At 53.7% G+C, this 12,645-nt stretch carries 10 protein-coding genes; 2 read left to right on the forward strand and 8 right to left on the reverse strand.

The genetic code is table 11. The features are described 5' to 3' along the window. Positions 1–75: 75 nt before the first annotated feature. From NJC40_RS13770 to NJC40_RS13790, 5 genes are all read right to left on the reverse strand, one after another. A complete protein-coding gene (locus tag NJC40_RS13770; RefSeq protein WP_492180539.1) occupies positions 76–600 on the reverse strand; it encodes an integrating conjugative element protein in 525 nt (174 codons plus the stop codon). Next, positions 597–1,169, reverse strand: coding sequence for a lysozyme family protein (locus NJC40_RS13775; protein WP_253138771.1), 573 nt, complete (start codon positions 1,167–1,169; stop codon positions 597–599). Before NJC40_RS13775 ends, NJC40_RS13770 begins: the two co-directional genes overlap by 4 nt. Next, positions 1,166–1,924: a TIGR03759 family integrating conjugative element protein gene (locus tag NJC40_RS13780; RefSeq protein WP_253138769.1), complete on the reverse strand. Its 759-nt coding sequence runs from the start codon at positions 1,922–1,924 to the stop codon at positions 1,166–1,168. Before NJC40_RS13780 ends, NJC40_RS13775 begins: the two co-directional genes overlap by 4 nt. A gap of 9 nt (positions 1,925–1,933) precedes the next feature. Continuing rightward, entirely contained in the window at positions 1,934–2,626 is a 693-nt protein-coding gene (locus tag NJC40_RS13785; RefSeq protein ID WP_253138768.1) for a methyl-accepting chemotaxis protein, read from the reverse strand. A 162-nt stretch (positions 2,627–2,788) separates the two neighbouring features. Further along, the gene (locus NJC40_RS13790) at positions 2,789–3,478 is read right to left on the reverse strand and encodes an SOS response-associated peptidase (RefSeq protein ID WP_253138767.1); all 690 of its coding nucleotides are present in this window, start codon (positions 3,476–3,478) and stop codon (positions 2,789–2,791) included. 98 nt (positions 3,479–3,576) lie between these two features. On the opposite strand from NJC40_RS13790, the gene NJC40_RS13795 reads away from it, so the two are divergent. Next, positions 3,577–4,008 (forward strand): LexA family protein, encoded by a 432-nt coding sequence (locus NJC40_RS13795; protein WP_253138765.1) that lies wholly within the window; start codon positions 3,577–3,579, stop codon positions 4,006–4,008. Then, positions 3,995–5,275 carry a Y-family DNA polymerase gene (locus NJC40_RS13800; RefSeq protein WP_253138761.1) on the forward strand — a complete coding sequence of 427 codons (1,281 nt, stop codon included), beginning with the start codon at positions 3,995–3,997 and terminating at the stop codon, positions 5,273–5,275. Before NJC40_RS13795 ends, NJC40_RS13800 begins: the two co-directional genes overlap by 14 nt. A gap of 326 nt (positions 5,276–5,601) precedes the next feature. Here the strand turns inward: NJC40_RS13800 and NJC40_RS13805 are convergent, their stop codons facing one another. From NJC40_RS13805 to NJC40_RS13815, 3 genes are all read right to left on the reverse strand, one after another. Further along, positions 5,602–8,142 carry an AAA-like domain-containing protein gene (locus tag NJC40_RS13805; protein WP_253138758.1) on the reverse strand — a complete coding sequence of 847 codons (2,541 nt, stop codon included), beginning with the start codon at positions 8,140–8,142 and terminating at the stop codon, positions 5,602–5,604. Further along, positions 8,139–9,611, reverse strand: a complete 1,473-nt coding sequence (locus tag NJC40_RS13810; RefSeq protein WP_253139479.1) for an alpha/beta fold hydrolase — start codon at positions 9,609–9,611, stop codon at positions 8,139–8,141. Before NJC40_RS13810 ends, NJC40_RS13805 begins: the two co-directional genes overlap by 4 nt. A gap of 733 nt (positions 9,612–10,344) precedes the next feature. Then, positions 10,345–12,573: an SNF2-related protein gene (locus tag NJC40_RS13815; RefSeq protein ID WP_253138755.1), complete on the reverse strand. Its 2,229-nt coding sequence runs from the start codon at positions 12,571–12,573 to the stop codon at positions 10,345–10,347. Positions 12,574–12,645: the final 72 nt, after the last annotated feature.

The following is a 12,645-nucleotide window of genomic DNA, read 5'->3' on the forward strand; positions in this document are numbered from 1 at the left end:
GTGCGCGAATGTCATGAGTGTGAAGAAACACGACTGTCATGTACGGCAAACTCGGCTTGGGCATCGTCTTGTCCGTCAAGGCTGAATGGTGGTCGAGGTAATCAGCACCGGGTAATGCGAGATGCCCAGCCGCTTGGCGATGTCTGAGCCTGGCGTGGGGGCCAGCGGTAATCCGGGTGCCCAACTCTTGATCGCATTCAGTCGGGCCTCACTGGCGACATTGACCACTAGGCCAACTGCATTGAGCCGCAACAGCTCTTCCCTGCGCTGCTGAAGCCAGGCTTTGGAGCGTTCATCGTCACCGATCAGAAACATCGCCTGCAGCCCGGGGGCATTGATGGTGCGGCCCTGGACTGACCCTGGGGTTAGTTCCTGGGTCTTCACTGGAAATGCGCCGCTGCCTCGGACACCTATCGGTGTGGACCCCTGCTGCGCGGGTGCCGGGTCGCTGGCCACCAGATCCTGATAGTAAGGAAGGGCCGAAGCACCGCCCTGGTCAGCAACGACCACCAGATTAGAGGCCTGAGCGTCCAGGCACACCGCCATGGTGACCAGCAGAGCCTGGCGGACCGAGAGAGGGAGCGAGAAGGTACATTTCATGGGTTGGTTACCAGAAGGTTGGTGCCGGTGACCCGGCTCAGGTGGCGAGAAAAGGCTTCTCGGTAGCGTGCAGCGGGAGCGCCGCCTGCTGGCCGGTGATAACGGCCTGCGGCTGTGACCCAGCTACCGTCACTGGCGGCTTTCTGTTCAGCCAGAATCGTTGCGGTGACCCGAAGATTGATGTGCGGATCCAGTCCTTCGCACGGGTAGGTGTATCGATGCCCGTTGGCCCGGATGTTGGTTTGGCCAAGACCGACGTCCACGCGCCCTGGACTGTTGGTTGCCAGAGCAATCATCAGTGCGCGGCATGCATCCGACCGAGTAGCGAAGCGATAGCCTTTGCCGGCCACATTCAGCGTCCAGGGCCAAGGGACCAGTTTTCCGTTGATGGGCGTGCCGCTTTCCTGCAGGGCCACCGAATACAGAACCTCGGGTGGGACACCATGAGGGATGGCGATCAATCGGTAGGCTGGAGGGACATCGACCGGCTTGTTGGCGGCTGAGGCCTCCAACGCTTGAGCGGCAAGCGCTGTACTCAGGGCCAAGGCCGCAATGACCTTTGTGATCATTGACGCTGCCATTGCCCGTTCACCTGCAGGACCTGAGCGGGCAATTCGCCTCCGAAACCAAGCCGCATCCAACGTCCTTGGTCATGGTTAAGGGTGATTTGCTGGCTGCGGACATTCTTGGGATCTACGCCGGCGAGAATCGCCCAGCGCCTGATGCGCTCATCATCACCCTGACTGCCAATGAAATAGATGTCAAAGGGCTTCTGTTGACTCTGCAACTGTTGTACTTGGGTAACGCAGCTCTCGCACTGCTCGCGCACAAAAACGGCCAGCCTGCCGTTGCTGACGGTGCCGATTGCACTGCTACTGCCATTGTCCGATCCGCTGCGAATAATGAAGGCCTTCTCACCTGGAAAGAGGCGGGCATTGGCTTCATCGTAGGCACGCTGGTACGCCAGTTCTTTTTCCACACGCCGGCGTTCGGCGCGTACCTGCAGTTCAGCGAAACGACGACGCTCCTCGTCTGTGCGTGCCTCGATACCCAAAGCGGTTAGTGGATCAAGTCCTGGCGAGTAGATGCCCCGCGAGCCTTGCATCAGCAACGAATAGCGCTGGTACTCCTGCGGAGTCAGACCCCACTCGCTGGCCAGGTCATCGTGTAGAGCATCAGAGCCGAGAAGTGTTTGCCCTGTACCTTGAGCGGTAGAGGTACGGGTGCGGCTGTCCTGGGCTTGTTGAGCGTTGGCACTGAACGTTGCGGTACAGAGCAAGAAGCCGAGCATCCCGGCGTAGATAGACTGGTGAAATTTACACATGGGCGGCTCCTATGGCTGTACGTTGATCGTTCTGCTGACACCTGCAACATCGAACCTGGCGCTCTTGCCGTCGATCCCGCTGAGGCGCCAGGCGCTGCCGACAACCGTGTCACCTGGGCGGACCAGGTAAATCTGGCTCAGGCGGGTGCTGCCCGGCGGCGCGACGGTCAGGAACGGCTCACCGCCACGGTATTCAATGCCGATGATTTGGAACGGAGGTGGGACTGGTGGAGGAGGTGGGGCAATGGGTTTCACCACCGGTGGCTTGACCGGCTTTTCGAGCTGGACGCTGGTTTGCTGCTGCTTGGCTTTGCGCAGGTTCTCAACGGATTCGCTGACTGCTTGAACCTCGGCTTGAAGGGCAAGCAGATCGCGGCTGCTCGCCGCCTGGTCTGAGACATGCTGAGCGGCTTCACTGGCCTGCTTGGCGGTCGCTTGGACAGCATCAATACGGCTGACCATCACCTGCTGCGCGACCTGGAAATCTTCGGCGCCGATGAGTTTGCGACCGACCAAGCCATCAATCTGGTCGTTGATTTGGTTCATACGGCCAAGCATGCCGTCGAGGGTTACCTGCTCGGCGGCACCCTCCATGGCGTTGCGCAACTGATGCAGTTGGAGTTGTTGGTAGATAATGCCGCCTGCCAGCAGAAAGCAGGTGCATACAAGGCATATAAGGATGGTTTGGAGGCGCTGGCTCATGGTAATCCTCACGGGTGAGGGTCACAGGCTCGCAGGCGTGCTGGATCAGCACATCAAAAAATGGGAACTGGGATTGAATGGATTATTCAATCTCGTGATTTACGCACGCTACCTCTCATCTGTGCTCTAGAACGCGAATCGTATATGCAGAAGCGCTCGTAGCTAGTTCCCGACTCGTCGAATTAGGTCCGAGCCTTGATTCTTAACGTTCCCGACCGCTGGGCTTACGGGATACCACTCAAAATCTTCCACCGGCCTGGAGTGTCTGGCCAGCTCAAGCGCCCGTTCCGCCGGCAGATCTTCTTGCAGCCATTCGCGAGCATCCTCCGGATCGAGTACCACCGGCCGGCGGTCATGGATATCCAGCATGCCCGCATCGCTTGCATCGGTGATGATCACGAAGCCGTCGCCGTCATGGGGCTGCAAATCGGTGTGCACTTGAGCCAGGGCAGCGAAGAACATCGGTTCTCCGCTCTTGAGTCTGATCAGGTAGGGCTGTTTCTTGTTCGGGTCGTCAGGATGCTTGACCCATTCGAACCAGTTATTCGCGGGCGCGAGTGCGCGGCCTGCTGGCCATAGCTGTTTGAAAAATTTCCCGCTGTCCACTGTTTCAACCCGGGCATTGATCGGGTCGGGTCGCTTCCCCTTCGCCCAGCACGGAGCCCATCCCCATTTCACCTTGTCCACTCGCAAACCTCCTTCGGCACCACGAATCAGCTCGACCCGCGTGGAAGGAGCGACGTTGTACCGATTGATGTCTTCGTGGTCGTAACCGTTGATCACGATCAGATCCAGCTCAAGCTGTCTCAGGTAATGATCCATTGATTCGTAAATGGAATAGCGGCCACACATGATGTCACCCGTCGAATTTTCCTACATTGCAGATTGACCACGGATGGCTCACAGAGTTAACTGTATATAAATACAGTACCTCACAAAAAGGCATTATCATGAGTGTGACCATCCTTGGACCTTTGGCCGAAAAGGGCGCCAAGCTCCCGTATCTCTCGTCCTTAGTGGCTGCCGGGTTTCCCTCACCCGCAGCGGATCACATCGAAAAACACATCTCGCTCGATGAGCTTTTCGACATACGGGCGCCGCACGTCTACTTGGTCAAAATCGAGGGCGACAGCATGCAGGGCGCTGGTATCTACAACGGTGACCTGGTGATCGTGGATCGTAGCCTGTACGCAGAGCATGACGACATAGTAGTGGCTTCATTGAACTCAGAACCGGTGTGCAAGCGTCTACACATGCGCGACGGAGCGGTGGTTCTCAAGTCGGAAAACAGTAAATATCCGCCGCGACACGTCTTGGAGGGTGACGACCTCATCATCTGGGGCGTGGTGAAGTACAGCGTGCGCGACCATGACAACGCCTGACAGGACATTTGCCCTGATCGACTGCAACTCGTTTTATGCGAGTTGCGAGCGCGTATTTCGCCCGGACCTGGCTAAGACCCCCATAGTCGTATTGAGCAACAACGATGGTTGTGTGATTGCCAGGTCCTACGATGCCAAGCGCTACGTGAAGATGGGCGCGCCGTACTTTCAGATCAAAGACGACCTGTGCCGTCACGGCATCATCGCTTTCAGCAGTAATTACGCGCTGTATGGCGATATGAGCGAGCGGGTGATGACCATCATCGAGTCGATGGTACCGGCGGTCGAGATTTACAGCATTGACGAGGCGTTTGCGGACCTGACCGGTATCCAAGGTGACCTCACAGCCTTCGGCCGCAAAATCCGCACGGCGGTGCATCGCTGCACGGGCATACCGGTAGGTGTCGGCATCGGGCCAACCAAAACGTTGGCCAAACTCGCCAACAACATGGCCAAGAGGCTTCAAGCCCACACTGGCGGTGTCGTCGACATCAGCGAGTTGCATAAAAGGAATTGGGTGCTGCGCAACAGCAAGGTGGGGGAGGTGTGGGGCGTTGGCAAACGCATGCGGGCCCACCTGGAGGCAATGGGCATCATTACCGCCATGGACCTTGCCAACGCGGATGCCTGGAACCTTCGTCAGAAATTCAGCGTTGTGATCGAGAAAACGGCCCGGGAGCTGGCCGGTACCGCCTGCCTGGACCTGGCAGAAGCAGAACCCCCAAAGCAGGAAATCTGCAGCAGCCGCATGTTCGGCACCCGTCTGACCGAGATCCAGCCGGTCAAGGAAGCCGTGGCCACCTACGTATCTAGGGCTGCGGAAAAGCTCCGGGCGCAAGGCTCGGTTTGCAAACGCATGCGGGTCAGCATCAGAACAGGCATGTTCAACCCCGATGAAGCCAAGTACGCGCAAGGTGCGCTTGTAGAACTGCCGTACCCCACCAATGATACTCTGTTACTGACCAGAGCCGGTGGTGAAGCCGTTGAGCGGATCTTTCGGCCGGGCTTTCGCTACAGCAAAGCTGAAGTGTTGTTACTGGATCTGCGCCAGCTGGGAGAGTTTACTGGCGACCTGTTTGCTGCGAGGCAGTCTGAATCAGCCGGCCGAATGATGTCGGTGATGGACGAGATCAACGGGCGCTGGGGTAGAGGTACTGTGCGATCAGCGGCTGTACCAAGCGACCCAGGCTGGGCTATGCGGCGAGACTTAATGAGTCAGAGCTATACCACCCGTATTGATCAGCTTTGGACGGTAAAGTGCAATTGAGTTGGGGGTTCATACGCTGATGTAAGTCTCAAGGGGGCATCCTCCTCGGCTCATGTATCGCTACTCGTTTGGATCAGCAGGCTCGGCGAACATGCACTCTGCGATGTAAAAAACTGATAGTCAAAAGTTGGGAATAAGTTGCTCATCTTGCCGAAAATGTGAGTTGGCCTCATCGACGCCCGAGAGAGTGATCGGCTGTTGCTAGCATAGGTGTATAGCTTCTTGAGATTGGGGCGTGAACGCCGGTGCAATTACACTGAGTAGACCCCTAAGACATAAGCCAGCGCTTGCAAGCTGGCTACATCTGTGTTGAAGATAGATGATTTTCAAGCTCGCCCAATGAGCGTGCATCGCGAGAAATACAGATCCTCTTCAGCTAATTTGAACTTCACGATCACAGGATCATTGGTGCCATATTGTACCAATAGTTTCTCGTTGCGGTTATAGTTCTTGAACTCTTTGCGACGAGATTTTCTGATGGTGTCCATAGCCGCCTTTGTGAGGGGTTCGTAGATCTCGCGTATTATCTTGGTGCGATCAATTGATTTCATTAGTTCAAGGATCGAATTCGCTTGAGTTACAGCTTCGGCTTCGTTTCTTAACGACAACGCATGCTGTAGCTGAATGTAAACAAAGATTACGCCGGCTTCGGGCCATCTAGAATTAGTTGTGGTTTCAAACTTTCTAAATAATCTGAAGTATTCCATTATTTCGTGACGTTTGTGGTGCATGCCTCCACTGATGATGCTCAAGGCGGCCTCTACGTCCGCCTCTCCAAGCATCTCAACAGGGCAGTACATATTAAGCTGGCTTAGGAATGCCAGCCCCCACCCACGGGAAACTTCGACATTGTTAGAGTTCGCAAGTTGTCTGTACAGCCTGATTCTATCGATTGCGGGTGTTTCATCTGTCAAGCAGTATGCCTCAGAATGTTGAAGAAGCTGTACAGCTTTATGATGATCAATTTCGTCGATTGCCTCTGCAAGATCAACAAGAATTGCCACGGCGCTCGTATAACTTTCGAAGTAGCGGCGTTTAACTATGGAAAGCAGTTGCTCGAAAACTGGTAGCTGCTGCTGCTCAACTAGACCCAGCAATGCTTGTCCCAGAACAGCTTTGGATAACCCCAGGACATCGCGTAGATCATTAGATAACTCGACGTCGTTCGCTGCCACAAGGTTCACGAACTTGTCGAGTGCTGCATTTTTTTCTTCGGTGCTTGGACTGCGCTTATAGAGTTCGACCAATAAAAAAGGTTGAAATTCAATTGGTGCTATCGCTAGAGCCTTGGATAGAGTTTCGTACCATTTTAGTTCATCACCATAGGCAAGGTAAATTACAGCTAAATTGGCTAGGGCGGTGGTTGATAAATAATGCTGATCTAGTTCATTTAAAGTTTCAACTTCCTCGATCAAAGCTAAAGACATGCTGATAGCGTCGCTGCGATATTTTGCTTCTGCTAGGCGCCCGTAAATTACCTGTAAGTTTAGACGCGCGGTAACTGATAGGGCTCGATCCGGTCCTTCAGTTGCTACGACAAATTTATTGAGGCTGAAATGGTAATTTTTTAGCAGTAGGCTACTGATACCAGAGAGAAGCGTAGATAGCTGCCTTGTCCTAGGGTCACTGGTGCGTTCCGCGACGATATCAAACTGCCGTTGTGCATCGTTAAAATTTTCAGAGTTCAGATGTGCCTCTCCAAACTCAAGCAACTGAGTCTCAGTTAGGACAGATGTAGTACCGATTTCGCTATATATTCGAATGACTTTTTCAAAATCCTGCGAGATGAATGCCTTAGCCGCTTCGTCTACAGCAGAGAACTTAGAATTGTCGAGTTGCTGGATCCATCGCTCCGACAGTGCGGAGTCAATCACTCGGTTCTTGATGACGACGCCCTTGTCACCGTCTGTTTTCGCGATTCCCGCGAGGTATAGCTTTCCCTTTATTTTGTCATCCGCGAAGTCTGATCGGCTGTACCGGATAGACATGATTGCCTTACGGATCTCAGAGTCAAACTCGACCAAAGTTCGAATGTGATCAATTGGAGCACGGTCGTATTCACGCAAATACAGCCTATCGACTGTTGTGTCCACAGTCTCGCAGGATATTTCGCCCCCCTTCAAGGCCTCGAGTTCGATTTCAGAGCAGATATCCCACGATATCCGAGGATTACCATCCGCCCACCAAAATATGCGCTCTGTAATCTCAGACGAAAAAGGAAGCTCAGCATTACTCACGAATGTATTAAATTCAGAGTTTGTAAAGTCTTCTAGATAGATTTTCTCGCCAATGTTGAACGGCGAAATATTCTTGTCTTTGATCAGGTCTACTGGTTCTGCTACACCCGAAAGTACATAGGTGAGGTTACGATAGATGTCGAAATTTCCTCGGGAAAAATACATGCTACGAACTTGGGATAAGATTGTGTCTGAATATGAGCACCCAATCAGGGAATCAATTTCGTCTAGTATGAGAATGATTTTTTTTTCGCATTCATTTAGTAGTAATCTGAGGTGTCGATCATACTCCACACTGGGCTCAAGGGCGTTGTTTTGACGGTGGGCGTTAATTGTATCTACAGCCTTAAATTCCTCGCTGGCTGACTCGATGATGGTATCAATAATGTTCCTAAAAAAGCTACGAGCACTTTCAAATCTGTTTGAAAGATCGAAGTATACCACCAAGTCGTCTTTGCGGTGGCGCTTCATATTAAGTAACAGGTTGGTCTTGCCCATCTGTCGAGCGACAAGTATATAAGCAGGGCGCCCCATCTCGTCTATAACAGTTTTTAGTTGGCGATCCGCAGCTCGCTCTACGTACAGGTGCGCTGGGATAATAGTGTTGGGAGAGAGTATGCGCTTTTTCATACCACCAAATCTCTGTGTACAGACGAAAGAAGCTCGTCAATAGTGTGATTAGACGTTACTTCGTTTCGTGTGCGGCGGAAGAATAATTTTACGAATCTCGGAGATCCCTGAGCTTTTTTGGTGACGACTTTAGCCTGGTCCGGGGTTAGCTGCATATCGAGGTTGTGATTAATCATTCCCACCAAAGTCGACAGGTCCTGCTCATTCCAAACTGTAAAATTGATGAACTGAATTTTTTCACGAAGTTTTGCCGAGACGTTGGATACATCCTTGAGTGGATCTCGAATGGACGAGAATAACCAGATGACGCGACCATCGTCGTTCATGCTTTCGCACAACAGGGCAAGCTGGTAGCAATGCTCAACAAATCGAACATATTCTTCGCCACCCTCGAGAGGGATTTCCTCGATCAGTACCGCCAGAGTTGTATTTTTGGCAAGTAAGTCGAAAACTTTGCGGAATGCTTTTCTCAGGTCAATGTCTGATATTTCACGAGGCAGTATTATATCATGCCCCGACTTCTCATATAGAGAATTACATATTTCGCGCATGAGATGTCGTGCGTCTAGCCCGCGTAACCCGTCAAGAATCTGGTGATGGAATACCCATCCTTCTCGCGAGGCGAGCCTACGAAGTGCGGCTGTCTTACCTACGCCGGCTGGACCGTTAATCCATATGTTCGAAGAGTTTGCTGCTGACTTAATTATCTCGTCTTCGCGACGATGAACATAATGTGGCTCGACCTGCTCGGTGTAAACATCGAAGAGTACGTCTCCGGCGTGCAAAAGCTTAGTAGGCGTCTTGCAACGCTCAGGTGAAGTGATATCTGGACTGAATCTATTTAGGAACTCTTTTAACACCTGAAAGCGCAAGTCAGATGCATCTGAAGGTTTGGTAACATCTATGTGGCCGCATTCAATCAAAGTCCTTGTATTTTGATCTCCGATGTAGGGAAGAGCGCTTTCTCTGGATACAATTGCATCGCTTCCTGCAATTACGCTCAGCACGGTTACGTCTTCAGAGAGGCGAAGAGCCACCCAGTCACTATTCAATGAGGTCAGGATGTCTCCTCTAACGGTAAGCTGAGTAAGATGGGCATGACGCCAGGAGAAGCCTTTTGCAATATTAGCCAGCGCCGCTCCAGCTAGAGGTGATGCGTAGAGTACCGCGGCCATAACCTGATGATCTCTCCCGCATTTCTTTGACTCTAGGATGTAGTGTCTTGCTATCACACCGCCTAGGCTGTGCGCGACGATAATCACCTTGCGATCGTTGTATTTTGTTGAGATGAAAGTTCGTAGACCCTCGGATATCTCCTGAATCGACGCCATTTTTTTTCCGAATGGAATTCGCCATAGACTTGAAGGATATTCATAGCAATCGTAAGCTAAATGATCAAGCTCTGGGGACGAACAAAGGACTTGGATCATTTGATCCCAGGTCCCTGAGGAGCCCGATAGACCATGCACGAAGACTACTACACTCTGTCCTTTCGAGCGCCTAGTCTTTTGAATTTCTATCTTTTTCGCCAATTATCTAACTCTTCGTCCAGAACAAGCGATTTTTATTTGTGGTGGTGGCGCACTGCTATTAAGGCATGCTGGGCGCCTGTTGACAACTTTTAGGCATCATCGCAACCAAGCCGGCTATTGGTCTGATCAGCCGGACGGCTTATAGGTGGCAGCCCTACCCGCACGGGTTATTTCTGGAGTTGATTATCTGCTGGCCCTTGGCCTGCTTTCGTAGCTCCGACACTCGCGCTCCAGCCGCGGTCGGAATGGGGCCATCTGATGAGGAGCGTTATGTGCTGGTCAAGAGCTGTTGGCCCCTCATGCTTGGGCGTTGGAGATCCCCTATGCCCCCATAGTCGGTTATGAAGCTTGTGCAAAACTAAGGTCCCATACGTACAGCCGTTTTCTGCCAGCACTGCCCGGCAGATGAAGGCTGATTCTATTGAAAAAGTCGATTTTTCAGGAAAAGTGACGCTGAGCTATGATTGTGGCCAGCGATGCAGATCTGGGAGCCATACCACTGTACCTGGCTGGCATACCTCTAGACGACAGCACTGTAGGGTGGTGGGCGACCAGTTCAATGAAGTGGTGGGGATGGGCTGTGCTATCAGTGGATGAATATGCTTTGTCGTTCTGGAGTTGGAGGCGGCAGTATTTGAGGTAGGAGCCATCTGGCAGATGGCTCCTACTTTCAGTTTGCTACAAGTTGCCGTGCCAAAGCCATCTCAACCGAATCCCCATCCTGGTTCAACGAGTCAAGCCCCGAATCAGGCACGTCTCCCGACGTGCTCTGCGACACCGCGATCTTCTTGGCCATCAACTGCAGACACGTGATCTGTGAGCTGCCGGCGTAGCCGAAGAACACCACCCGTACTGCATGCTTCTGACCGATCCTCCATGACCGGCGAGCAGCCTGTTGCAGGGTGTAGACGTTGTAGCCCGTCTGCAGAAAGACGATCGTGGGAAAATCGAGCAGATCCAGGCCGGTCTTTACCAGCTCCGGGTTGGTGATCAGCACATCAATCCCCCGGTCCACCTGGTCCAGGATCCAGTCCTCGCGCCTGGCGGTGTCCACCGTTGCTCGCAACACAGCGACTTTCAGCCCGGCCTGGTCCAGCATGCGCTTCAGCCTGGTCGTGGTATCTCGTTTACCGGTGTAGACGGTATAAGCGAGTACCTTACGACCGAGGGCTTTCTCTTGCTGACACAGCTTGATCAGCGCTTGCTCCTTGGGGCTTGGTTCGTCATCGTTGAAGATCGTCCCGACCATGGCCAGCGTTTCCTGGGTCCTCGGGTGTTTAACCACCTCCGGCCTGAAGCAGCAATCCGGCCAGGCCAGCAGCACGTTGAGTACCACGCCCAAGAGCGTGGTGTCCCTGCGTGCCAGAGCCTGGCGAAGTTCAGCTGTCAGTGTCCGAGCCAGATTCTGGTACCCCACTTCTTGATGCTCCTGCATCGGTATGTCGACAAATTCCTCCTGGTACGCCGGCAGCACGTTGCCTCCGATGTCCTTGAGTTTCAGGAAGACGGTGAATGGCAGCACGAACCGGTGAATGCCTTTTGGGCCGAAGCCTGGGGCTTTCACTGTGCGTACCGAGAGTTTTTTGCCTCGGGCAGTTTTGTGCGATTGACCATCGCGTTCGGTGTAGATGTCCTTGAGTACGCCGTGATCGCGCATGAACGCCATGGCTGCTGGTGCCATGCTGCCACGTGCATTGGGCCGATATCCGTCCTCGATCATCCGGCGAGGGAGAATACGGAACAGTAGGTAGAACAGGTCATCGGCGTAGCCACCCATCAGCGTACCGGTGAGCAACAACAGCTTGCGCGCCTTGGCCGCGAGTACCCCCATGGCCTGCCCCTGGGCCGAACCGCTGTTTTTGTATTCATGGCCCTCATCCACAACTATGAGATCGAAATAGCCATTGGGTAGGTAGCGTTTGATGAACTCGGTCGGCTGGTAGCCGCCTTCGCCAAAGCCGAACTCCAGGTTGGCCATGGCTCGCTCCATACGTGTGGCCTGGCGATCGGTGAAAACGAAGTTACCCTTAGCATCCATCAGGTTGATGAACTCGCTGACGTTGTCGGCCAGCATGCCGGCGAGGAACTCCTCTCCGAAGTCCTGGATCAGCCGTTCGGCCCGAACAGGCCCGATGGTAGGTATGCGGCACATGGACTTCAGGATCAGACCACGACGGTCATTGCCGGCGTTACCAGGACGGATCAGTGTCCAGAGCGGTGATCGACAGTGTGGGCACTGCCGGCGGCGCTCTTCGTTCTGGAACTCCTGCAGTGTGATCAGGTTGTCTTCGTCGTCCTCGAGCAGCCGGCCGCAGTCTGGGCAGACTGCCAACAGACGATTTCCGCTAGCACGCCGAGTTGCACATGCCAATCGCCAGTGAAAGCCCATCCGCATCCGGACGCGCCCGAGGATGAAGAACTCCTGGCGACCGTCGTAAGGTAAGCCAAGCGACTGGCGCAGCTTGAGTAGTTTGACCAACGTGTCTGGACCGTTGAGGATCCAGACACGTGCGCCTGGGATGGTTTCGAGGATCTCCCTGCGCCATTTGTAGACCAGGTGAGGCGGGGAGAGGACCAGTGTGCGTCGATACCCTTCGGCATGCATGACAGCCGCAGCGGCGATGGCCATCATGGTTTTGCCTGTTCCCATCTCGGCATTGATGATGCCGGCCTGTTCGTCCTGGTCGATGAGCAATGCAGCGATCGCCTGGACGACTTCAGCCTGCGCCGGGAAAGGTGTGCGTTTCAGGTTGTGCAGAACCGCTTGGCGACCGGGGTTGTTGTGGCCGGTGAACACCGGTGGATTGGAACGGTTGAGGGAGTCGAGCAGGCCCTCGCCGAACTCTTCGATGAAGTCGGTGAGATTGAGCGTTGTGGGAGTGTGGTTGAGATCGGTCATGCGGCTCTCCGAAGAGCAGAGGCACGCCGACCCCTGATGGGTATCGACGTACCCATGGGGTTGAGTGATTGA

This window comes from Pseudomonas sp. 21LCFQ02, assembly GCF_024129895.2.
GTDB lineage: Bacteria > Pseudomonadota > Gammaproteobacteria > Pseudomonadales > Pseudomonadaceae > Aquipseudomonas.